This window comes from Desulfocurvibacter africanus subsp. africanus DSM 2603 (genome assembly GCF_000422545.1).
Taxonomy (GTDB): domain Bacteria; phylum Desulfobacterota; class Desulfovibrionia; order Desulfovibrionales; family Desulfovibrionaceae; genus Desulfocurvibacter; species Desulfocurvibacter africanus.
On sequence record NZ_AULZ01000024.1, the window covers coordinates 1 to 22593 of the forward strand.

Sequence of the window (22593 nt, forward strand, 5' to 3'; positions counted from 1 at the left end):
ATCGCAGCAGCCCTTGACCTGATCACTCCTGAGAATGCCAGAGGATGGTTCAAAGCCTGTGGGTATTCTCAGCTTAATTGCAAAGTGCTTTAAAAGCAGTCTGCTCTAAAAGAGAGCCTCCGAGGTGCCAAGATCCGCACCGGGGAGGCTCTGTACAAGGCGATCGCACCCGCCCTGAACCTGATCACCCCGGAGAATGCCAGGAGATGGTTTAGGGCCTGCGGATATCTCTCAGTTTAATTGCAAGCCGCTCAAGGCCGATGGACTCGGAATGTCCGGGTCTATTTGGAGAAGCTGCGGGAGAACAGCCCGGCCAGGGCCTGTCTGCCGTTTTCTTCCAGGAAACGCGTACCCGTGCCGGTGAAGTGGTGGTGCGTGATGGCCGGATCGGCAACGGGATTCCAGCGCTCGCCGTCCCACGTGAACCAGCCGTTCTTCTGCTGATCGAACACGAACAAGGGCTTGTTGCAGATCTTGGCGAACTCCGCGCCCCAGCCCGTGCCGCCCTTGACCGTGCCGTCCTCCAACACCTCGCCCACTATCCAGATCTCGTGGCCGCTGTCGACCTGCCAGGATATGGACTGCAGCACCTTGCGGAAGATGGGCGCGCTCGAATACGCGCGGTTCATGAGCTTGGACACATAGGCCAAGCTCACGTCCTTGCGCATGAGCTCCTCGCTGGTCAGGGCCCGCACGCCGCGAGCGCGCTCGCTCTGATGTCCCTCGAAGCTGAAGTTGACCTCCTCGATGCCGTACTTCTCGGCGAGCCTTCCGAACTCGGACTCTGCGCCGCGCGCTCCGCCGCTGTAGAGGGTGCACTTCTTGGGGTCGAGCATGGGGATATCCTTGCAGATGTTGAGGTTAGCTCGGTTACCATGGCAGTAGCATACGTCCTGGCCCGATGCAACGCCGTGCCGCTTCCGCAGGGGTATGTCCGCCATCGCGCGCCGCCCAACCTTGGGTGTGAATGGGGATCTCGCCTTATGGTTGGGCGGCGCGGCTTCAGCGCTGGATGTTCTGTATGATTGCGTTGAGGCGGCCGGCCAGTTCGGCAAGCTGTGTTACGGCCTGGGCTGACTGCATCATTGCGTCGGCGGCCTCCGAGGCGATGCGGTTGATCTCGTCGGTGGAGCGGGAGATCTGCTCGCTGGAAGCCGATTGCTGCTCCGAGGCCGTGGCTATGCTGAGCACCTGCTCCGCGGTCCGCTCGGCCAGGCCCACGATCTCGCGCAGAGCCTCGCCCGAGGAGCGGGCCAGCTCGGAGCTGCGAGCAATGGCCTGGGCGGTCTCCTCCGTGGATTGAATATTACGCTTGGCGCTGGTCTGGATTTGGCGGATGGCCGTGTCCACGTCCGCCGTGGCGGACATGGTCTTTTCGGCTAGCTTGCGCACCTCGTCCGCCACGACCGCGAAGCCACGCCCGGCCTCGCCCGCGCGGGCCGCCTCGATGGCGGCATTAAGGGCAAGCAGATTGGTCTGATCCGCGATATCAGAGATGACGCCCATGATGCGGCCGATGCTCTCGGCTTGCCGGCCCAACTCGCCCATGTCGCCCCGCAGGGCGTCGGCCATGCGGCTGATGCCCTGGATGCCGCCAACAGCCTCCTCCACGATGCGTGAGCCCTCAAGGGCCTTGCCGCGCGTCTGTTCGGCCACGTTAGCGGCGCCTTGGGCATTGCGGGCCACCTCCAGCACCGAGGCGTTCATCTGCTCCATGGCCGTGGCGGACTCGGCCAGCCGACTGCGCTGCAAATCGGCCCCTCGGCTGGATTCGTCCACCTGGGCCGCCAACTCCTCCGAGGCCGAGGAGACCTGGGAGGCCACGTCCGTGGCCTCGAAAGCGGCGCGGGCGATAAGCTCGTTCTGTTGCTCGATGCGGGTCTGCTTCTCCTGGATCTCGGTCAGGTCCGTCACGATGGCGAAGGCGGCGATAACCTGGCCATCCAGGTCCTGGATGGGCGCCACGTCCATCTTGATGTGGCGCTGGTTGCCCTTGAGCGTGTGCATCGTGACCTGCACGTCGCGTAAGACCTGCTCGTCGCGCACGGCCCTGGAACTCAATGTTTCGCGCTTGGGGTCGTTGTAAAAGAACTCGCCCGTGAGCATGCCGACGGCATCCTCCGGCTTTCCGTCACGCTCCAGAAGGTCCAGGCAGGCCTGGTTGGCGAACAGGACGTTGCCCTGCACGTCGCTGATGACGCAGGGCACGGTCATGCCGTGCATCAGGCCCTGGCTCATGCCCAATTTGTTCTTGAGTTCCGCGACCATGGCTTGCACGTGGCCGGCCATGGTCGCCAATTCGCCCGTGAGCGAGGCATCGATGGAGGCGGCGAAATCGCCTCCGGCCACGCGTTCGGCATAGCGGCGCACGGCGTGCATGGGCCGGATGATGCCGCGCGAAGAGAGCAGGCCGAAGGTCGTAGCCAAAGCCAGGCCCACGAGGATGCCGACGAGGGCCGTCATCCGGGCCGTGGACACGCTCCGGGACGTCTGCAGCTCGACAACCTGATAACTCTCGGCGGCAAGGGCATCGGCCTTGACCAGCAAGGCTACGAGTTCCTCGCCGATTCTGTCGGTCTGCGCATCGATTTCGATGACTTCGCGCTCAAGCTTGCCAAGTTGATTCAAGGGGTCGCCGCTGGCGCGCAGGTCCAATACCCGCTTCGACTTGCCGTAGGCCACCAGCATGGACTTCTCGAGAACGCCTGAATGCAGGGCCGCGGCCTTGCCAATCAGTTTGCGCAGCTCGGCATGCGGGACCGCCTCGTAGCGCTTCCCATCCACCTCGCCGCCTTTGAGCAGCGCAGCGGACAGTTGGTTGAAATATTTCTCGTGTTCCAGGTAGCTCCGCCAGGACTCCTGGATTTCATCCGCATCCTGCGCGGTCATGATTTCCATGAGCATCTGCATTTCCCTGGCGACGAGATACTCCAGTTGTGCTGCCGCGTTGGAGAGCTGGGCGTGCCTTTCCAACTCCGTCACGGATCCGCCCATAATACTGGCCTGCCACAGGCTCGAGCCTCCCAATCCCACCAGCAACAAGGCTATGGCGCCGAAACCGGCGAACAGCCGAGCCTGGATGGTCCCCCAGAGAATGCGCATGTCCTCTCCTAAGCCTGCGGTCCGGTCTTCAAAGACACCGGGCGGTACGCATGTGTTCGATCTTTCCACGGATGAATTTTTGTGGGTTATTGTAAAAAAGTCGACAACGCAATCTCGTATTCGGCGGGTCAGGGCCTATGCGGATATGTATCATCCGATTTATGTTGCAATCCGCGTAAGAACATAAGAAGATATTTCATCATTTTCAGATTACCCTGGTGTTGAGCATGAACCGCAAGGTTCCTCCCGAAATCGATCCTGCATGCAGGCAGGTCCTTCAGAGTCGGCGCTATGTCTTCCCTGAACCGATTGCTGACGCCATACAGCCGAGCCTGGAGGCAGCCATCGCATCCATGCCCGACGGCGTCATGGTCTTTGATGCGGAGCTGCGCCTTGCGCGCGCCAATCCCGCAGCCAGGCGAATCTTCGGGCTGGGGTCCGAGGAATGCCGTTTGTCCGTTACGGATCTTGCGCTAGTCCTGCTTCCGGCAAGGCTCGGCGGCACGCCCCTGTCCGTGGAGGATATGCCCTGGATGCGCGCCTGGAGGGGCGAGGCCGTGGCCAGCGAACGGCTCATGGCGAATGTCGGCGGCCAGACGCGCCACCTGCTGTGCAGCGCCGCGCCTATTGCTTCCGGCCCTGACGGTCGGTTGGGCGTGGTGGTGACCGTCCGCGACATCTCGGACCAAATCGACGCGGACTCCCAGCGCGAAGCCCTGCTGCTGGAGCTTCGCTTGGCCAAGGCCGCGGCCGAGGACGCCAGCCGGGCCAAAAGCCTGTTCCTTGCCAATATGAGCCATGAGATACGCACGCCCCTCAACGGTATCATGGGCATGACTGAGCTGGCCCTTGCCAAGGAACCGCGTAAGGAAGTCCGTCAGTATCTGGAACTGCTCAAACAATCCGCCCATTCGCTGCTGGATATCGTCAACGATATTCTGGATCTGTCCCGGGTCGAATCCGGCGAGGCGCAGCTCGTCTTGCGCGAGTTCGTCGTACGCGACGAGCTGGAAGCAGCCGTGCGGCCCCTGGCTTTGAGCGCCAAGCAAAAAGGATTGGCTTTCAGCATGGACGTCGCCCCCGACGTTCCGGAAATCTTGACGGGAGACCCGCAGCGTCTGCGGCAGATCATGATCAATCTCACGGGCAATGCCGTTAAGTTCACCAGGCAGGGCGGTATTGCGGTGCTGGTGGACATCGACGCACTCGACCGCGACCCTCGCGGCGGCAAGGTTCTGATGCATGCGCAGGTCCGCGACACGGGCATCGGCATAGCCCCGGAGCACCTTGCGAACGTCTTCGAGAGGTTCTTCACCACTGCGGCGCTGGATTGCCCTGATTCCGGAGGCACCGGGCTGGGGCTGGCCATCTCTCGTCGTCTGGTCGAGATGATGGACGGGGAGATATGGGTCGAGAGCGTCCAAGGCCGCGGCAGCACCTTTCATTTCACTGCCCGTCTCGGCCTGGGCGAGGATCGCGTCAGGCGATTCCCTCCTGGGCAGCCAGCCGGCCAGGAGCCCGGCACGGCCTCGCCCTTGCGCATACTTCTCGCCGAGGACAACGCCATCAATCAGCTCGTGCTCATGGATCAGTTGGAAGCCAGAGGCTACATGACCGATCTGGCTCACAACGGTCTGGAGGCCCTGCGCATGCTGTCCGTGGGCGACTACGATCTGGTGCTCATGGACGTGCGCATGCCCGAGGTGGACGGCGAAGAGGCCGTGCGCCGCATTCGCGCGGGCGAGACCGGCAACCCGGACATCCCGGTCGTGGCCCTGACGGCTTGCGCCCTGGAGGGCGACCGCGAACGCCTGCTGGCCTGCGGCATGGACGACTATCTGGCCAAGCCCGTGGACATGGATGCCCTGGACAGGCTTCTGGCCCGCTTCGCATTCTGAGTCGCACCTGGCTCGCATCTGGCCATCGTCCGCTCACGTTTCTCCATTTACATTTCAGCGCCTTATTTCTTCTTGACCTCGCCCCATCCATAACCGTAGCTTCCGATACCATGAGGGGACCGTTCATCCGCATGGTGCGGAGGGGTCCCGGTTCACGGCAACGCGGCATCGTTGGGACAGGAGCCACGGTAAGGTCTTATTCCCCAGGGTAGTTTTTCCGCCCTCCTCGTTTCCGGAATCGTCTGTGACACCCCAAAGTGTAAGGAGTTATTGTGCATGGCTAAGTCGCTGTACATCGGCAATCTGCCCTTTTCCGCTACCGAGGGGGATCTGCGCACCATGTTCGCGCAGTTCGGAGCCGTGACCAGGGTCAACATGATCACCGACCGCGAAACCGGCCGGCCGCGCGGCTTCGCTTTCGTGGAAATCGAGGGGGATGTGGACGGCATCATCCGGGCCCTGGACGGCTACCGCATGTCCGGCCGGGTGCTCAAGGTCAACGAAGCCAAACCCCGTGAACCCCGCGCACCGCGAGAGGCTCCCGATTACCGCGATAGCCGCGAGTACCGCCCGCGCCAGCCGCGCTGGTAGGTGCGTGACGCATACAGAGCTGACCGCCCGCTCCGGGACACCGGGGCGGGCATTTTTTATGGCGGAGCGCCCTGCGCCGTTTGCGGCAAAATGGCTCGCGGCGGCTTTCACTGCGCCGGGCGCTCATGTATAAGCTAAAGGAAAACCAGAGCCCCATGGAGGTCGCCCGTGAACAGCACTGTACTGCAACGCATCCGCCAGATTGTCGCCAGCCCCGAGGAGGAGCGGCCCGCAAGCTTCGAACTGGCCTACAAGCTCGCCAAGGAAGCGGCGGACGGCGGCGGGGACCCGGACAAGCTGCCCTGGCTGCTCGTGCGCATGTTCTCCATCTTCGAATACGGCCAGGAACCGCAGGATGTGCATGAGGATCTGCAGGCCGGCCTGCGCGAGGAAGGCGTGCCCAAGGATTCGCCAATCCTGCGCAGCGATACGGCCAAGACGCTGCAGCGCAGGGCCGACGGCAAATCGGAAGGCCACTGAAGGCCTCCGCAGAGGCGCGGCTCTCTGAATGCCCCTTAAACAGGGACATCGCCCCTGCGTCCCTGTCTTCATGCCCTGTAGCCTTGGTCCGTGAGAGGATGACCGCGCGCGCTCAAGCCGCCGCGTTACGCCCCTCGGTCCGGGCGTCTGTCCGCAGGGGCTTGTGCCAGACGTTCATGCATTCCAGTGCGCCGGCGATGTTCGTGTTGCGCGTAAGCGTGCCGTCAAAGGTATAACCGGCGCGAGCAAAGGTGATGTTCATGCCCGGCGACACGGCCCGCGCGATGGTGTAGGCCGTGAGCACGCCGAGCCGCGCGGCCTCCTCCTCCAGGCGGGCCAGGAGGATCGAGGCCAAGCCCTGCCCTCGGTGCTCGGGCAGGGTGGCGAAATCGGTCATCTCCGCGTTCTGCCCCTTGCGGTCCAGCTCGGCCGAGGCCACGGCCGCGAGGCTGCCGTCCTTGAACGCACCCATGTAGCGCACGTGGGTGCGCATGGTTTCGCACAGGTAGCGCGGATCGTGGATGGGGAACGGGTAGCTGGCGAAGACCTGGCCATAGAGCACGGCCATTTCCTGGCAATGTTCCTGCCCAAGGACCTGAAACGTGTAGCCCGAGGGCACGCGTGGCGGGGAGCGCCGCTTTGTGCGCGCCAGGGCAATGTCGAGCACCCGGCGTACGGCTTCCGCGTCTCGCGACTTGGCGCGTGAGGGCTTGCGGAAGCGGGCAAGGAAGCACACGTCGCGTTTGCCGCACAGCATGCCGGGCACGCGCGCTTCTTCCTCGAAGCCGAGTTCCAGGAACGCCGCGCTGGCGGCGGCCGGGGCCTTGACGAAGACCTTGCCGTAGTCCCTGGAGCGCGCCAGGGCCAGCACATTTTCGGCCGCCTCGGCGCCCTTGTCCGCGTCCTCCAACTTCATGAGATAGACCCGGTCCGACAGCGGGCCGTGCTGGATCAGCGCGGAGCCCAGGCGTACAATCCTGTCCTCCGCCATGCGCGTATTCGGATTACCCGTCATGGCTGCCCTCCTGTGCGTTGTCGCCGCCTGGCCGGCGATCCAGACGCGCTGTGCCCTCGGGCACCAGGCTCTGAGTGTCGTCCCAATCCGAGACGAGTCTTTCTATGCCCACCGCCGCATATTCTTCCGCGTCCTGCTCCTTGAGCTGCAGGTCGCAGGAAGCACAGTCGCGGTCGCAGATCGTTGGCGTGTAGCAGTCGGGCTCGGCATAGGTAGTGATGACGCCCTCGTAGTTGCGCAGCACCACTTTGTTGGTGGCCCAGGAGATGACGTAGTTGGGCGTGACCGGGATCTTGCCCCCGCCGCCGGGCGCGTCGATTACGTAGGTCGGCCGGGCGAAGCCGGACGTATGGCCCACCAGGGATTCGATGATTTCGATGCCCTTGCCCACGGGCGTGCGGAAGTGCGTCAGTCCCTCGGACAAGTCGCACTGGTACAGATAGTATGGCCGCACGCGATTGCGCACGAGCTTGTGCAGCAGCGAGCGCATGATGCGCGGGCAGTCGTTGACACCGGCCAACAGCACGGACTGGTTGCCCAGGGGAATGCCCGCATCGGCCAGCTTCGCCAAAGCCTCGCGCGCCGAGCGCGTCACCTCGCGCGGATGGTTGAAGTGGGTGTTGAGCCACACCGGGTGGTGCTTCCGGATGATCGACATCAGATCGTCCGTTATGCGGTAAGGCAGCACCACGGGCATGCGGCTGCCGATGCGCACGACCTCCACGTGCTCGATCTTGCGCAGGTTCCACAGCAGCCAGTCGAGGGTCTCGTCGGGCAGCATGAGCGGATCGCCGCCGGACAGGAGCACGTCGCGCACGCGCGGCGCGGAGCGGATGTAGGCCAAGCCCTGCTCCATCTGCGCGCGGCTCGGGATGTGCCCTTCGTCGCCCACCTTGCGCTTGCGCGTGCAGTGGCGGCAGTACATGGCGCACAGGTTGGAAACGTGGAACAGCACGCGGTCCGGGTAGCGGTGGGTGATGCCCGGCGCGGGGCTGTCCTCGTCCTCGTGCAGCGGGTCGGCCATGTCGTGCGGACCGATGTCCAGTTCGTGCACCGAGGGGAAGGCCTGCCGGAAGACCGGGTCGTTGGCGTAGTCCGCCGTGTCGATGAGCGACAGGTAGTACGGCGTGATGGACAAGGGGAATTTTTCCAGCGTGCGCTCGTAACCCGCGCGCTCCTCGGGCCCGAAGCGGATGCCCGTGAGCGTCTCGAAGCTTTCGATATCGCGCACCGTGTGGCGGATGTGCCAGCGCCAGTCGGTCCATTTGGCCTTGTTCGCCTGGCAGCTGATGCGTTTGCTGACTTCCTGCTGGCGTGGGTTGTATATGGTCATGCGTTTTTCTCCTTTGGTTGATCCTCATGCACAAGAGCTGGGAAGGGCTTTGCCCTCCCCAGACCCCTCCCACCAGGGGCGGCGCGCCCCTGGACCCGCGAGTTTCAATGGAAGTGTCGTTTGGCCATCCTGCCCTGTATTGAAAATACGGGGTCCAGGGGGCCGAGCTCCCTGGCGGGGAGAGGTCCGGAGAGGGGCGGCGCCCCTCTCCGGCCGCGCCGTGCGCCGCCCTACAGCACCTGCGCCAGAAAAGCCCTGGTGCGATCTTCCCTCGGCTGGCCGAAAACCTGCTCAGGCGTGCCCTGCTCCAGGATGACGCCTTCGTCCATGAAGTAGACGGTATCGGCAACCTCGCGGGCGAAGCCCATCTCGTGCGTGACCACGACCATGGTCATGCCCTCGGCGGCCAGTTCTTTCATGACCGCGAGCACCTCGCCCACCAGTTCGGGGTCCAGGGCGCTGGTGGGCTCGTCGAAGAGGATGGCTTCGGGTTCCATGGCCAGGGCGCGGGCGATGGCCACGCGCTGCTTCTGGCCGCCCGACAACTGGCTGGGCCAGACGTCCACCTTGTCCGACAGCCCGACCTTGTCCAGGTATGCGCGGGCGGTCTCCACGGCCTCGTCCTTGGATTTACCCAGGACCTGCGTGGGGCCTTCGATGACATTGCCCAGCACGGTCATGTGCGGAAAGAGGTTGAAGTGCTGAAAGACCATGCCGACCTTGGTGCGCATGGCATTGATGGCCCGCTCCGTATCTTCCACGGGCTTGCCGCCTATGGCCACGCGGCCTTTCTGCGGGCGTTCCAGGTAGTTCACGCAGCGCAGCAAGGTGGACTTGCCCGAGCCCGAGGAGCCGATGACCGTGACCACCTCGGAGCGGGTCACGTCCAGGTCGATGCCGCGCAGCACGTGCAGTTCGCCGAACCATTTGTGCAGGCCGCGCACGCTGATCATTGCAGACTGGGGTGATGGGGGCGACTGGGGCGTCTGGCCGGTTTCCCGGTTGTCTGGGTTCATGTTCATATCATTCCCTCGCTGAGGCTCAGGCGTCGCTCCACCCTGGAGAACAGCCAGGTGAATACGCCGGTGTAGAAGAGGTAGAACAGGGCCGCGATGGTCAGCATCTCCATCATGCGGAAGTTGGACGAGGCCAGTTGCTGGCTCTTGAGCAGCAGCTCGTTGATGGTGATGGCGCTGGCCAGGGACGAGTCCTTGAGCGCGATGATGAATTGGTTGCCCAAAGCCGGCACCGCTCGCTTAAAGGCTTGGGGCAGGATGATGCGCAGCATGGCCCGTGGGTAGGTCATGCCCAGGGAGCGCGCGGCCTCCATCTGGCCGGGCGCGATGGACCCGATGGCTCCCCGGAATATCTCGCCGATGTAGGCTCCGTTGTGGACGCCGAGGGCCAGCATGGCCGAGGTCAGGGCCGACAGGCCCAGGGTGCCGCGCAGCCCGTAATACAGGAACAGCAGCTGCAACAGCAGCGGCGTGCCTCGAATGACGTAGATGTACCCTCGGGCGGGCAGGTTGAGCACGGCCTTGTCCGATATGCGCAGGAAGGCCGTGGCCAGCCCCAAGGCCAGCCCGAGCAGGATGCCCAGGGCCGTGACCTGCAGGGTCATCCAGGCCGCGGGCAGGAAATAGGGCAAAAATTGCGGGAGCACCGTGAAGTCGTAATCCATGCACTTCTCCGGTTGATGGTGGGAGCGCGCTTGCGCTGAAAGGCGGGCGGCATTGGGATGGCCGCCCACCCGTAGAGTCCGGCGGGCTTACTTCGTGGTCACGTCGGCATCGAGCCACTTGCGGCTGATGGACCTGAGCGTGCCGTCCTCGTGCATCGTGGCCAGGATTGCGTTGACCGCATCGCGCAGGCCCCCGGCATCCTTCTTGAAAACTACGGCGATGTCCTCGCTGCGCAGGGGCGAGCCGAGCAGGCGCACGTTGAAGCGATTCCCACTCTGGGCGTTGACGCCCACGACCCGGTCGGTAATGACCGCGTCCACCACGCCGTTGTCCAGCTCCAGCAAGGTCTGATTATCGTCCTTGTAGAGGCGCACGTCGCCCGCGCCGAGCTGCTTGGCGTCCTGCTCGAAGGTCGTGCCCGTGACCACGCCCACGATTTTGCCCTTGAGCTCGTCCGGGCTCTGGTAGGACGCGTCCTGGCGCACCACGAGCTGCGCGCCCGAGTAGTAGTAGGGCGAGGAGAAATCCACGACTTTCTGACGTTCGGGCGTAACGGCCATGCTGCCCAGGATGCCGTCGTAGGCCCCGGAGCGCAGACCTTCGATGATGCCGCTCCACTCTGTGGTCACGGGTATGAACTGCACGCCCAGGCGTTTGGCCACCTGGTTGGCCACGTCCACGTCGAAGCCCACCAGCTCGTTCTGCTCGTTATAAAAATTGAAGGGCGGATAGCCGCCGCTCATGGCGAAGCTGATTTTGCCGCTTTGCTTGACCCGCTCCAGGGCGGTCTGTTCGTCGGAGCCGCAGCCCGTGGCCAGGGCTGCCAGGGTGAGCGTGAGAAGGATCGTGGTCAGCAGGTGTCGCATGTTCATGCGTAGCTCCTTGGGTGGTTCGGGTTCCGCGCACGACGGGAGACGCTCGGGGCTTTGCGGCCGAAGCGTCATAAGCGTCCAGTACGCTCGCGGCAGCGAGACTCCGTAGGGCGTCCGTGGGGGAATGCCATGAAGGAGCCAGGGCGCGATGGTTTGGGTCCGTTACGTGTGCTTGTGTCGAGAATAGCGACCGGGGAGCGGAAGCGACCCGAGAGGTCGGCTCCGTCGGCCGTCATGGACCGGGGCGCGCATGCGCCCGCTTTGACGCGCTTCGCCGGAACGGCAAAGGCACTGCGTTACACACCAGGGGCGAGGACATGCTTATTTACAATACGCTGTACATCAATCCTCGCGAATTCATACCTGAGCCACTATGCTTTACTGCGCCTGATATGCTCAGGAGGCTCGAAAGCAATCATGACGCACTCTGCACGCCTGATTCGACTAATGTATGCCATAGATGAACAGGCATGTCAAACCGACTCGCGGCAGTGGACAACCTTGATTTGCAGACATTCGGCATTGCTTGCGGAAGTAGACGGATGCACGACGATATTACATGGCTTCAGGCGCTTGCTACCCAATGCGGGGGCGCATGAGGACAGGCTCCACCCGTACGCCCCAGCCGAGTCCGATGCGATGCGGCTACGCCGGCCATGCTTGGCCGGCGTTGACTTCTGCGCCGGGATCGTCCACTACGATCTGGGCAATTCCGATCCGAATCATCCGGCCGGCACACCGGCCCAAGCGGCCCGACCAAGGAGCCACCATGATCCGACTCAGCCAATCACCCGCCTGGAAAGCCCTGCTGGACCATTATCCCCAGATGGCCGACACGCACATGCGCGACCTGTTCGCCTCTGATCCGCGGCGCTTTAATAGATTTTCCCTGCGCGTGGGCGACATCCTGCTGGACTACTCCAAGAACCTCGTCAACGAGGAGACCATGCGCCTGCTGGCGGACCTGGCCCGTCAGCAGCAGGTGGAGGAGCGCCGCGCGGCCATGTTCGCGGGCGAGAAGATCAACACCACTGAGCGGCGGGCCGTGCTGCACGTGGCCCTGCGCAACCGGAGCAACCGGCCCATTTACGTGGACGGCCATGATGTCATGCCCGAGGTCCACCGCGTGCTCAAGCATATGCGGGCCTTCGTGCGGCGCGTGCGCGCCGGCGAATGGACGGGCTGGACCGGCCGCCGGATCACGGACGTGGTCAACATCGGCATCGGCGGCTCGGACCTGGGGCCGCTCATGGCCACCCAGGCCTTGGCCTACTACCGCCTGCCGAACATGCGCGCGCATTTCGTATCCAACGTGGACGCCACGCATCTGGTCGAGACGCTCAAAGGCCTGGACCCGGAGACGACCCTGTTCATAGTGGCCTCCAAGACCTTCACCACGCAGGAGACCCTGACCAACGCGAACTCCGCCAAGGGCTGGCTGCTGGATGCCGCCGGAGACGAGCGCGCCGTGGCCAGACATTTCGTGGCCCTGTCCACCAACGTCGAGGCCGTGAAGTCCTTCGGCATCGACCCGGACAACATGTTCGAGTTCTGGGACTGGGTCGGCGGGCGCTATTCCCTGTGGTCGGCCATTGGCCTGCCCATCGCGCTGGCCGTGGGCTTCGACGTCTTCGAGCGGCTGCTCGACGGCGCGCATGCCATGGACGAGCATTTCCGCACCACGCCGCTGGAGCGCAACATGCCCGTCATCCTGGCCCTGATCGGCGTCTGGTACGCCGACTTCTTTGGCGCCGAGAGTCTGGCTGTCCTGCCCTACGACCAGTACCTGGCGCGCTTCCCGGCCTACCTGCAGCAGGGCGACATGGAGTCCAACGGCAAGGGCGTGACCCTGAACGGGCAGGCCGTGGACTACCACACCGGGCCCATCATCTGGGGCGAGCCGGGCACCAACGGCCAGCACGCCTTCTACCAGCTCATCCACCAGGGCACGCGCATGGTGCCCTGCGACTTCCTGGCTCCGGCCCGCAGCCTGAATCCCGTGGGCGATCACCATGAGAAGCTGCTGTCCAACTTCTTCGCCCAGACCGAGGCGCTCATGAAGGGCAAGACCGAGGAGGAGGCGCTCGCCGAGATGGAAGCCGCGGGCAAGGAGCCCGAGGAAATCGAGCGGCTCCTTCCGCACCGCGTCTTCCCGGGCAATCGACCCTCGAACTCCATTCTCTATCGCGAGCTGACGCCCGAGACCCTGGGCAGCCTCATCGCCCTGTACGAGCACAAGATCTTTATCCAGGGCGCCATCTGGCGCATCAACTCCTTCGATCAATGGGGCGTGGAACTGGGCAAGCAACTGGCGAATGCCATCCTGCCGGAGCTGCAGGGAGACGAGTCCTTGACGGGCCACGATGCGTCCACAAACGGCCTGATCAACGCCTACAAGGCCATGCGAGGCTAGAGTGTCCGCGAAGGTTGCTTGCGTCTCAACAGGCTTCAGCCATCCGCACGCGAAAGCGCTCTCGGAACCACGCGATTCCTTGGCAGCCCGCCATGACCTGCCCGTGGATTCCTCCGGATCGCGTTGCCTCATCAGGTCCGCGAGACCCGAAGACGCCGAAGCCTTGCAGGCCGTGCACACGGCCGCCGTGTCCGCCGTGCCTGCGCATATTTACCCGCCTGAGATTCTGAACGCCTGGCGAGACTCCATCAGCAGCCTGCGCATGAGCTCGTATATGGCCGATCCCGGCCTGCTCTTCCTGGTTGCCCGGCATAATGGCGCGGCAGTCGGTTTCGGTTGCCTGGAAGGCCAACTTATCCGCGCGGTATACGTGCATCCGGGCCATGGCCGGCAAGGTTTTGGGCAAGCGCTGCTGCAGGCTTTGGAGAACGCCGCACGCAAAAGTGGATTCAAATGTGTATTTCTGCGTGCCTCGCTCAATGCGGCGCCATTCTACGTACGCAATGGATATACCGATCTGGGGCCTGGAGAGTTCGATCTATGCGCGGATCTGAGCATGCCATGCCGCAGGATGGCCAAAGTCGTATAGTGGTGGCTTGATATGTGCATGCTGTTAACCGATGTCGGCGTTCCGACATGCGAAAAGTATCCACGAACCAAAACAGCATGGTGTCAGCATGATCAGCAAGATCTATAAAAACCTTGTTATCCGCGCGGTCCGGCTGGAAGACGCCGAGGCCATCTCTCGTGTGCAAAACGCGGCCGTGCGCCGCATCCCCGAGGGCAGCCCCACCAAGGACGTCGCAGCCTGGAGCGGAGCCAGTTCGCCCGCGAGCGTCCGCCGCAACATGGTTCACGGCGTGGTCGGCTTCGTGGCCGAGATAGACGGCGAGATAGCGGGCTTTGCCGTACTCGCCGGCAATGTGGTGCGCATCGTGTGCGTGCACCCCGACCACTCCGGCTCCGGCCTGGGCTCGGCCCTGCTGGCCAAGGTGGAGCAGGAGGCCATGCGTCGCGGCCAGCACATTCTGCGCCTGAGCGCCTCTCCCAGCGCCAAGCCTTTCTACCGCTCGCGCGGTTATTGCGTCGTGCGCGAGAACACCCGTCAATTGCCGCTGGATGAATGTCTGCCTTGCGTGGAGATGGCCAAGACCATCGCCTCCTGACGCCTTTTGCAGCGCCCATGGCTCTGGCTGCCGCGCGCCTCCCACTCTGGGACGGCCGTGCGCGGGATCTTTGTCGGCGTTTCCCCTACCTGGCTGGCTCCGCCCAATCCGCTTTCCTTCGCGCCTGTGCTCGTGCGACTCGCTGCGCGAGGATCTACTCGACCTTGTCGAATCTTTCGCGCACTGCCTGGCAGACCGGACAGTTCTCCGGCGCCTCGGTGTGGATCAGGTAGCCGCATATCTGGCAGGCGAACAAAGCCGGCGGTGTCTTGTCAGGGTCGATCAACAGCTCCGCATGGCTGCGGCCGGCCTGGATGATCTGCCCGAAAAGCGCGGCTTCAGTGGCCCTGCCTTCGGCCAAGGCCTGCTCCTGCTTCAGCCGCAGAGCGTCTTCCTGGGCCTTGCGCCGGGCCAGGTCGCGCAGTCCGTCATCCAGACCGCCTAGCTTGCCCCTGGCCAGGGCCAGGATGCGTCTGGCCTGCGCCTCATCGGCCAGGGCCAGGGCCTTGAGCAGCCGGGCCGCGTCCGGCCGCCCGGACTTTTGGGCCAGCTTGGCCAACACGGAGGTGCGGGCCGCCTCCAGGGACGTATCCGCCAAGGCCTGACGCATGTTCTCGCTAGTCTTCTCCGTCATGCAAGCTCCTTGCGCTCCTGTACGGGATGAGTTGGGATCGCTAATCAGCCGGATCCAGGCTGCAGCAGGTGCATGTTCCTGAAGAATTGCGGAGCGATCCAGGTACTCCAAGCATATACGATGCTTAAGCCTTTATCCAGCTTCGAAGCCTCACAGCCGTCAAAGCCGCTGGGGAATACCACATCACGGCTTCGGCCATGCCGCCGGACTCGGATTCGCGGGTTCAGGGGGGGGCGTCTCCCCTGACGGGGTCTCCAAAGGGGCAACGCACTCTTGACCGCCGGAGGGGCCGCCGGAGCCATCCGAACTTGTCGTACCTGTCCAGCCTATTTGGCTTTCGCTGCTGGTTACGATCTGCTAACCATAGCTCATGATGTGCGTCCCAGAGCCTTCACAGTCTTCCGCGACCATGCTTTTCGACTTGCATCTGCACACCACGCGCTATTCCGGCTGCTCGGCCCTCTCGCCCCGACGGGCCTGCGAACTGGCGCTGGAGCGCGGCTTGCACGGCCTGGTCATCACCGAGCACCGCATCCGCTGGCCCGAGGCGGAGCTTGCGACCTTGCGCGAAGCCTCTCCCGGCCTGCTGCTGCTCTCGGGCATGGAAGTCACCTTGGTCGAGGGCTATGACGTGGTGCTCCTGGGCGACGCATTGCCCGAGCGCTCGCCCAGGTTCATGCGCACCAGGGACCTGGAGGGCATGCTCGCGCCGGTGCGGGAACAGGTCTTCGCCTTCGTGGCCCACCCGTTCCGCTACACCGACGCTCGCGACAAGCGCCTGGAGCGGATACTGGCGCTCGTGGACGGAATCGAGATGAGCTCGGTGAACATCCTGCGCGCCGGGTTTTCCGGCAAGGATACGTATGTGTCCAGTGCAGCTGCATTGTACGAACAGGCCCGGCGGGATTTCGGCCTGGTGCCGGTCTGGGCCACGGACGCACACTCCGAGGAGGCCGTGGGCGCGTTGGCCACGCAGATCCCCGGCCGCGTGGAGTCCATGGCCGATCTGGTGGTGGCGCTCAAGTCCGGAGGTACGCAGGAGCATCAGAACAGCAAGCTGCTGCGCCGGATTCTGTCCTGAAGGCCTGATCTTGCTTAAACATCTGCTGTGGCCTATCCGAAGTTTTCCCCTCGCAAGGAGAAGCGCAGTGTCCCATCTCATGGATTCCATCACTCCCGTTGGGAACGATACGGGCCGAAGCGATGCGCCTGTGACCGTACGCGCCGCGCGCCTGGATGATGCCGCCGGGTTGCTGCGGCTCATGCGGGAGGTTGATGTCGAAACGCCGTTCATGATCTACGGCAAGGGCGAACGCAGCCTGTCCGTGGAGGATACTCGCAACCTGCTCGTGGAGGCCGGGCTTGTGCGCGGTCTGGCAATGTTCGTGGCCCAGGTCGGGCCAGAGCTTGCCGGCTATACTCTGGCCGTTAGCGGAGGCCTGGCCAGGACCAGGCACTGCGTGCGCATTTCGGCTCTGGCCGTGCGCCGCCGCTGGTGGCGGCAAGGTCTGGGCCGGGCCATGCTGGCGAATGTGGAGCAGTGGGCCAGGGGCATGGGCGCGCAACGGCTGGAATTGGAAACCATGGCCGCCAACGACGCCGCGCAAGGCTTGTACGAGAGCATGGGCTTTGCGGTGGAAGGCCGGCGACGGCGGGCCTTTCTTGTAGCCGGGGCCTGGATGGACGCCCTTGTCATGGGCAAGCTGTTGGAGGACTGACGGGCGGGCCGTCCTTACAGCGCAGCAAGCGCCAGATCGTCAGGAATGGGGCGGCCGCCCGCGTGACGGAGCCCAGTACGCCCAGACGTCTGCGCCAGCCCAGCAGCTCCAGGTCAGCCATGGAGCGCAGGACCTGCGCCTCGGCGGTCAGGGCCAGCTTTTGGACTGCTATACGCCGGAGTCGCGATCCGAGAGCCATTGGCGGTCCTTGCCGAACTCGGCGATGGTTTGGGCAAAGGGAGCGGGTTGGCGCTTGAGCCGGGCCATGGCGATCAAGGCCGAGGCCAGCCCGGCCAGCAGCAGCACGCCCGCGCATACGGCCAGGGACATCAGGCGGTGCTCCTCGCCGGCCAGAAAAATCACGGCCAGCACGGCCAGCACAAGACCCATGAAGAACAGGCCCAGGCCCAGCAGGGACCAGACCAGGACCTGCACGAACCTGAGCTGTTCCTCCTTGAGTTCCAGGGACAGCAATCGCAGCCGATTGTGCAGGATGGCCAGGACCAGGTCCAAGCCGCGCCTGGCGTTGTCTCCGGCATTGGCCACGAGAGCCAGAATCTTGTGCAGCACTCGCTTATTTCCTGCCCATGAGCCAGCCAAGAACCACCCCGACCAGCAGGGTTACACCCATGGCGTGGTAGGGCTTTTCCCTGACCAGCTTGTCGGCGTTCTTGGCGTGGATCTTCAAGCGATCTTCAAGCTCCTCGTAGGCCTGCTCGGCCGACTGGAGACTCTCCTCCAGTTTCTGGCGCGCCTGCTTTGTCTTCTGATCCACCTCGCCGGAAGTGGCCTCGATGAGGCTTTGGGCGTTCTTGAGCAGGCTCTGGAAATCGCGGGACAGGTTTTCCTTGGTCTTGGAAATGTCCATGATTCCTCCTTTGGTTCGCGTCTATTTGGAACGCATGCATCGCGAAAAACTCCATAATTCTAGATAACAGGGAAAAGCCTACATGGGCAAGCAGTTGCGTGCTACGCTTGGCGTGCGGGAGGATGCGTGGCATAAGCGCGGATAGTCTTTTGCGCACGTGGCCGCTTGGTGCCATGTGCAAACAATATGCGGTCCCGCGCCTGCCGGAAGGAATCTATGAAGCCAGAAATCATGCAGCTGCAGTACAGTCGGTTCAAGGAGAACATAGCGAGTCTCGTGGGCAGACTGGTGGAAATATGCGCGGAGGTCGGCGACACCGAGCTTCTGGATGTCGCCCATGGGCTCGTGCGCAGTGTCAACGCGCCGTTCCTGTTCGTGGTGGTGGGCGAGGTCAAGGCCGGCAAGTCGAGCTTCATCAATGCCCTGCTCGGCGAGGACATCTGCGCCGTGGCCCCGGACCCGTGCACCGACGTCATCCAGAAGATCGTGCACGCCCCACGCAGGAGCGAGCGCATCGTGTCCGACCAGGTGCGCGAGGTCGGCCTGCCCAACGACATCCTGCGGGAAGTCGCCATCGTGGACACGCCGGGCACCAACTCCATCATCGAGCGCCACCAGGAGATCACGGAGCGCTTCATCCCTGAAGCGGACTTGGCCATCTTCGTTTTCCCGGCCGTGAACCCCTACGCTCGCTCGGCCTGGGAACTGTTCCGCCTGGTGCACAGCGACTGGCACAAAAAGATCATTTTCGTGCTCCAGCAGGCCGACCGCGCCAGTCCCGCGGAGTTGAAGGTGAACCTGGCCCGCGTCGCCGAGTACGCCCGCGAGCGCGGCGTGAACTCACCGCGCATCTTCCCTGTCTCGGCCAAGCTGGCCAGCGAGGGCAAGCCCGGCAGCGGCATGCAGGAGATCTGGGACTACATCAGTTCCACGGTCACGGGGGGCCGCCACTACGTGCTCAAGATGGAGTCGCTGATCAACACCGGCCTGCGCATCCTGGACGGCGTGCAGGAGGACCTGCGCGCCCATGCCGAGGCCCTGGACAAGGACCGCGCGGAGCGCCTAGCCATAGCGCGGGCCATGGAGCGCAGCAAGGAATACTCTCTGCGCGACGCCGACCTGCTCAAGGCCAAGCTCGTGGATGCCTACCGCCGCAACGCCGAGGATACCACGCAGGCTTTCCGCGAGGGGTTGGGCATCGGCACTCTGGTGCGCTCGTCATTGTCCAGCGTGTTCAAGCGCAAGAGGCCGCTCAACGATTGGCTGGAGGGGTTGGGCGCGACCTTCAATCAACGTTTTTCGCGTGACGTGGAGGCCGTGTCTCGGGAGGCCGCCAGCCGCATCACCGAGAACATCTCGCGCGTCATGGAGATCCTGCTGGAGGAGCTCAAGTCCACGCGTAGCCCCAGGCCCCAGCATCTGGGCGTCTCCGGCATCACCAACAAGCGCCTGAGTGTCATCAACACCTGCATCGACAACGTGCTGCTGCTCCTGCGCGACGAGTCCCTGAGCGGCAGGCTGCGGCCCACGGGCCTGGAGCGCATGGGCGAGCAGACCATGGTCGGCGGCTTTCTGACCGCCGTGGGCGCCATCATAGCCGCCACGGTGCACACGGCTTTCTTCGACGTAACGGGCGGCATCCTGTCCATGCTCGGCGCGCTGCTGGCCATCAACACGCTGACCTTCAAGCGCAGGGGCATCGTGCGCCGCTTCGAGCAGGGCTTCGAGGAAGGTCGAGAGAGGTTCGAGCGTGACCTGTCCGAGAATCTCGCGGCCCAGATCGAGGTAATCTATTCGGATCTGGATTTGGCCTTCCAACCCTTCTACGAGAACATCCGCGAACGCGAGGAGCGCCTGGCCAACCTTAAAGCCAAGGTTGGGGCCATGCGTCTGGCCCTGGATGGCGAACTGTCTGGCGCGCAGTCCCTGGTCGAGGCCCAGGAACGCGCGGGATAGGGCTTTCGCACAAGAACTGGGAAGGGCGTTGCCCTCCCCAGACTCCTCCCACCAGGGCGTGACGACGCCCTGGACCCGCGTAGTTCAATTTCGAACTGGATGAACCAAACAGGCTACAGAATCCTGAGCGTGGCCAGCTCGCAGCTCTTCTCGTCGGGCTCGTAGGCCGCGTCGCCGATGCTCGTGACCGGCCGCATGCCGATGAGCGAGTTGAGCACGTAGGCATGGCGGAATTCGGGCAGTTCGGCCAGGCGGACGGACCTGTGCCGGATGGGCAGGGCCCCGGCCGCGCGGGCAAGGGATACGCTTCTCAGGGTGAAATCACTTTTGGGCGCCACGAAGCCCGAACCGTCGGAGAAGAGCAGGGCGCAGGCAGAGGTCTCCAGCACTTGGCCGGCCGAGTCGGTCAGCAGTGCATCGTCGCGGTCCTGCTGGCGGGCGTGGCGCTTGGCAAGCACGTTGTGCATGTAGTTCATGCTCTTGTGGCCGCTCAGGTAGGATTCCTGGTGCCACGGGTACACGGCCAAGCGGTACAAGCGATCGGGCTCTGGATGCCAGGGGCTGACCTGGATGAGCGGCTGGGCCCGCTGGCCGAAGTCCGCCACCGGGTAGAAGATGTTGACCTTGGCTGTCCCGCCCGCAAGGCCGTTGCGGTGCAGCAGTTCGGCCACGACCTCCTCCCAGGGCGCCTTGGCGTAGGCGATCTGGAACTGCTCCATGGAATGGAATACGCGTTCCAAGTGCGCGTCCAGATAGCGGATCATTTGCCCGCTGTAGTAGAGGGTCTCGAAGAAACCCACCCCGAAGCGCACGTGCAGGTCATCCGGGCTGACCTGCCAGCCATCCGCAACGTATTCGCCCTTGTAATAGAAGATCATTCGCCGCCTCCGAGGAGTTGGAGGAACTTTTCGGCTTTGGCCAGTGTCTCCGCGTATTCGCAGGAGGGGCTGGAGTCCATGACGATGCCGCTGCCAGCATAAAAATGGAAGAAACCCGCGCCAGTGTCAAGAAAGCCCGTGCGAATGGCCACGGAGCTGTCCATGTCGCGCCGGCCGTAGATGGCCAGCAGCGTGCCGCAATACACGTTGCGGCTGTGCGGCTCCAAGGAATCGATGATCTCGCAGGAGCGTTTCTTGGGGCAACCCGTTACCGAACCAGGCGGAAAAGCGTCCAGCAACAGGTCGAGCACCGTGCTGCCGGGCTTGAGCCTGCCCGTCACATCCGAGTGCATCTGGAGCAGGTTGTCCACGCGGAACACGGATTTGTGGTTCTCCACGCGCACCGAGCCGAACTCGCAGTGGGCGCTGATGTCGTTGCGCACCAGGTCCACGATCATGGACAGCTCGGCGTCCTCCTTGGCCGAAGTTCGCAGGGCCTGCTCCGCCCCGGCCGCTTCTCGATCTCCGAACCTTGCGTCCAGATGCTTGGTTCCCTTGATGGGCTGGGAGAGCACTTGGCCGTCGCGCACGCGCATGAAACGCTCGGGCGAGGTGGATACCACGCGGAAGGGCCCGCTCTCGAAATAGCCGTAGTAAGACGCGGGATGTCGGCGAGCCAGGTCCAGGAACAGGCCGTAAGCGTCCAGGCCCTTGGCTTCGGCCGTGAAGCGGATGGACAGGTTGAGCTGGTAGGTGTCGCCGTCGCGGATGCGCTCCTGGGCTTGGCGCACAGCGGCCTCGTAGGCCTGGCGGTCCAGGCTGGCCGAGACCAGCCGGCCCAGGCCCTCGGCCCGCGCACTCTCCTTCCGAGCGCTCCCGCGAGCCGCTGGACTTTCCGCTGTCTTGGCGGCTGCCTCGGCGGCACGCTCCAGCAGGGCCGCCACCCTGCCGTCCAGACGTGCCTGGCCCACCAGGCGCACGCATCCCGCCTCGTACAGCAGATAGGTTTCGTACTTCTTGAGGTGGCCCAAGGGGAAATCCGAATCCTTGGCCGAAGCCAGGCCCAGCCTTCGCAGGCCATACTCGTAGCCCAGGAATCCCACGGTTGGCCGATTGTCCGCGAATAGAAAGCGCTCCAGCTCCTCGCGGCTGGTGGAGGCCCGCACCACCAGCTCGTCCTTTGGTCCTAGCCCGGCCAGGAAAGAGACGTGTCTGCCTTTGGCGGACAAGAGCACGTCCACCCCGCCCGCGAGGCCCAAGGCTTCCAGGAAGGACAACGCCAGCTCGTCCGGCAGCTCAAAGCAATTCGCGCAGGGCATGGCGGATGAAGGCCTCGCCGTTTTCAGTCAAGAAAGATTCAGGATGGAATTGATAGCCGAGGAACGGCCTGTGGCGATGGCGCAAGGCCATGGCCACGCCTTTGTCCGTGGCCGCGAGGGCCTCCAATCCATCGCCGAGCTTGGTCACGTGCAGCGAGTGATAGCGGGCCACGCGCTCGCGACGTCCCAGGAAGCCGATCTCCTCGGCCTTGCCGTGCACGCAGCCGTGAAGCCGTTCGGTGCGCCCGCCGAGGCACTCGTTGATGATCTGCATGCCCAGGCACACGCCGAGCACCGGCTTGTCGGGTTGGCCCTGCTCGCGACTGGTGAACAACGGCGCATAGGCCGGGTACTCGCGAGGATGGCCCGGCCCGGGCGAAATGACCAGCATGTCGCATTCGGCGGTCAGGTCCGTCTGGAAGAGGGCGTAAGGCAGCACCTCGGGCGCGCGACCAGTGGTCACGGCCAGCAGATGCTCCAGATTGCGCGTGAAGCTGTCCTCGTTGTCCACCAGCAGGATGTGCAAATCCCCTCCCTCGCGGCGACAAGATCATCAAAAAACTTCGAGGGCAAGCCCTTGAGCGCATGGACTTCGTGCCGGACAAGGTCTGGGTGTCGAGTGCTTGCCGACAACATGCTCACGGGCGCGCATGGGGCCTGTGCTCAGT

Annotated in this window: 23 protein-coding genes; 9 read left to right on the plus strand and 14 right to left on the minus strand. The window is 63.9% G+C overall.

From position 1 onward, the window contains the following. Nucleotides 1–281: 281 nt before the first annotated feature. Complete coding sequence (locus H585_RS0115220) at nucleotides 282–836, minus strand: hypothetical protein (RefSeq protein ID WP_027368443.1); 555 nt, start codon at nucleotides 834–836, stop codon at nucleotides 282–284. Nucleotides 837–1002: 166 nt separating this feature from the next. Then, nucleotides 1003–3102, minus strand: coding sequence for a methyl-accepting chemotaxis protein (locus tag H585_RS0115225; RefSeq protein WP_027368444.1), 2100 nt, complete (start codon nucleotides 3100–3102; stop codon nucleotides 1003–1005). Nucleotides 3103–3329: 227 nt separating this feature from the next. Here H585_RS0115225 and H585_RS0115230 point away from each other — a divergent pair, with 227 nt between their 5' ends. The 3 genes from H585_RS0115230 to H585_RS0115240 all read left to right on the plus strand — a co-directional run bounded on the left by H585_RS0115230 (nucleotide 3330) and on the right by H585_RS0115240 (nucleotide 6071). After that, nucleotides 3330–5000 (plus strand): PAS domain-containing sensor histidine kinase, encoded by a 1671-nt coding sequence (locus H585_RS0115230; RefSeq protein ID WP_027368445.1) that lies wholly within the window; start codon nucleotides 3330–3332, stop codon nucleotides 4998–5000. Between the two features lie 276 nt (nucleotides 5001–5276). Then, entirely contained in the window at nucleotides 5277–5591 is a 315-nt protein-coding gene (locus H585_RS0115235) for an RNA recognition motif domain-containing protein (protein WP_027368446.1), read from the plus strand. Between the two features lie 168 nt (nucleotides 5592–5759). Continuing rightward, nucleotides 5760–6071: a hypothetical protein gene (locus H585_RS0115240; RefSeq protein WP_027368447.1), complete on the plus strand. Its 312-nt coding sequence runs from the start codon at nucleotides 5760–5762 to the stop codon at nucleotides 6069–6071. A gap of 112 nt (nucleotides 6072–6183) precedes the next feature. On the opposite strand, the gene ablB is transcribed toward H585_RS0115240, so the two are convergent. From ablB to H585_RS0115265, 5 genes are all read right to left on the minus strand, one after another. After that, entirely contained in the window at nucleotides 6184–7086 is a 903-nt protein-coding gene (gene ablB / locus H585_RS0115245) for a putative beta-lysine N-acetyltransferase (RefSeq protein WP_027368448.1), read from the minus strand. After that, entirely contained in the window at nucleotides 7076–8419 is a 1344-nt protein-coding gene (kamA, locus tag H585_RS0115250) for a lysine 2,3-aminomutase (RefSeq protein ID WP_027368449.1), read from the minus strand. Before kamA ends, ablB begins: the two co-directional genes overlap by 11 nt. A 230-nt stretch (nucleotides 8420–8649) precedes the next feature. After that, nucleotides 8650–9441, minus strand: a complete 792-nt coding sequence (locus tag H585_RS0115255) for an amino acid ABC transporter ATP-binding protein (protein ID WP_081678696.1) — start codon at nucleotides 9439–9441, stop codon at nucleotides 8650–8652. Beyond that, the gene (locus tag H585_RS0115260) at nucleotides 9438–10100 is read right to left on the minus strand and encodes an amino acid ABC transporter permease (RefSeq protein ID WP_027368451.1); all 663 of its coding nucleotides are present in this window, start codon (nucleotides 10098–10100) and stop codon (nucleotides 9438–9440) included. The genes H585_RS0115255 and H585_RS0115260 overlap by 4 nt, the downstream gene beginning before the upstream one ends. Before the next feature lie 87 nt (nucleotides 10101–10187). Then, on the minus strand, nucleotides 10188–10973 hold the full coding sequence (locus H585_RS0115265; protein ID WP_034628235.1) for an ABC transporter substrate-binding protein: 786 nt from the start codon (nucleotides 10971–10973) through the stop codon (nucleotides 10188–10190). Between the two features lie 769 nt (nucleotides 10974–11742). Here H585_RS0115265 and pgi point away from each other — a divergent pair. The 3 genes from pgi (at nucleotide 11743) to H585_RS0115280 (ending at nucleotide 14552) form a co-directional block, all read left to right on the plus strand. Then, nucleotides 11743–13386, plus strand: a complete 1644-nt coding sequence (gene pgi, locus H585_RS0115270; protein WP_027368453.1) for a glucose-6-phosphate isomerase — start codon at nucleotides 11743–11745, stop codon at nucleotides 13384–13386. 79 nt (nucleotides 13387–13465) lie between these two features. Beyond that, on the plus strand, nucleotides 13466–13975 hold the full coding sequence (locus H585_RS0115275) for a GNAT family N-acetyltransferase (RefSeq protein ID WP_244432572.1): 510 nt from the start codon (nucleotides 13466–13468) through the stop codon (nucleotides 13973–13975). A gap of 88 nt (nucleotides 13976–14063) precedes the next feature. Beyond that, nucleotides 14064–14552 carry a GNAT family N-acetyltransferase gene (locus tag H585_RS0115280; RefSeq protein WP_027368455.1) on the plus strand — a complete coding sequence of 163 codons (489 nt, stop codon included), beginning with the start codon at nucleotides 14064–14066 and terminating at the stop codon, nucleotides 14550–14552. Between the two features lie 154 nt (nucleotides 14553–14706). On the opposite strand, the gene H585_RS0115285 is transcribed toward H585_RS0115280, so the two are convergent. Next, entirely contained in the window at nucleotides 14707–15186 is a 480-nt protein-coding gene (locus H585_RS0115285) for a rubredoxin-like domain-containing protein (protein WP_027368456.1), read from the minus strand. Between the two features lie 409 nt (nucleotides 15187–15595). Between H585_RS0115285 and H585_RS0115290 the strand changes: the two genes are divergently transcribed. After that, on the plus strand, nucleotides 15596–16267 hold the full coding sequence (locus H585_RS0115290) for a PHP domain-containing protein (RefSeq protein ID WP_027368457.1): 672 nt from the start codon (nucleotides 15596–15598) through the stop codon (nucleotides 16265–16267). 67 nt (nucleotides 16268–16334) lie between these two features. Continuing rightward, nucleotides 16335–16904, plus strand: coding sequence for a GNAT family N-acetyltransferase (locus tag H585_RS0115295; protein ID WP_027368458.1), 570 nt, complete (start codon nucleotides 16335–16337; stop codon nucleotides 16902–16904). Here the strand turns inward: H585_RS0115295 and H585_RS21650 are convergent. From H585_RS21650 to H585_RS0115305, 3 genes are read right to left on the minus strand one after another with little or no spacing between them, the layout of a single operon-like run. Next, nucleotides 16879–17103 carry a hypothetical protein gene (locus tag H585_RS21650; protein WP_034628237.1) on the minus strand — a complete coding sequence of 75 codons (225 nt, stop codon included), beginning with the start codon at nucleotides 17101–17103 and terminating at the stop codon, nucleotides 16879–16881. The genes H585_RS0115295 and H585_RS21650 overlap by 26 nt on opposite strands. Then, nucleotides 17073–17474 carry a phage holin family protein gene (locus H585_RS0115300; protein ID WP_027368459.1) on the minus strand — a complete coding sequence of 134 codons (402 nt, stop codon included), beginning with the start codon at nucleotides 17472–17474 and terminating at the stop codon, nucleotides 17073–17075. Before H585_RS0115300 ends, H585_RS21650 begins: the two co-directional genes overlap by 31 nt. 4 nt (nucleotides 17475–17478) lie before the next feature. Next, the gene (locus H585_RS0115305) at nucleotides 17479–17772 is read right to left on the minus strand and encodes an ElaB/YgaM/YqjD family protein (RefSeq protein WP_005982748.1); all 294 of its coding nucleotides are present in this window, start codon (nucleotides 17770–17772) and stop codon (nucleotides 17479–17481) included. 216 nt (nucleotides 17773–17988) lie between these two features. Between H585_RS0115305 and H585_RS0115310 the strand changes: the two genes are divergently transcribed. Then, nucleotides 17989–19728, plus strand: a complete 1740-nt coding sequence (locus tag H585_RS0115310) for a dynamin family protein (RefSeq protein ID WP_027368460.1) — start codon at nucleotides 17989–17991, stop codon at nucleotides 19726–19728. 113 nt (nucleotides 19729–19841) lie between these two features. On the opposite strand, the gene H585_RS0115315 is transcribed toward H585_RS0115310, so the two are convergent. The 3 genes from H585_RS0115315 to H585_RS0115325 are packed head-to-tail and all read right to left on the minus strand — an operon-like array spanning nucleotide 19842 to nucleotide 22451. Next, nucleotides 19842–20606 (minus strand): aminotransferase class IV, encoded by a 765-nt coding sequence (locus H585_RS0115315; protein ID WP_027368461.1) that lies wholly within the window; start codon nucleotides 20604–20606, stop codon nucleotides 19842–19844. Beyond that, entirely contained in the window at nucleotides 20603–21925 is a 1323-nt protein-coding gene (locus H585_RS0115320) for a chorismate-binding protein (protein ID WP_027368462.1), read from the minus strand. Before H585_RS0115320 ends, H585_RS0115315 begins: the two co-directional genes overlap by 4 nt. Then, complete coding sequence (locus tag H585_RS0115325; protein WP_027368463.1) at nucleotides 21903–22451, minus strand: aminodeoxychorismate/anthranilate synthase component II; 549 nt, start codon at nucleotides 22449–22451, stop codon at nucleotides 21903–21905. The genes H585_RS0115320 and H585_RS0115325 overlap by 23 nt, the downstream gene beginning before the upstream one ends. Nucleotides 22452–22593 lie beyond the last annotated feature (142 nt).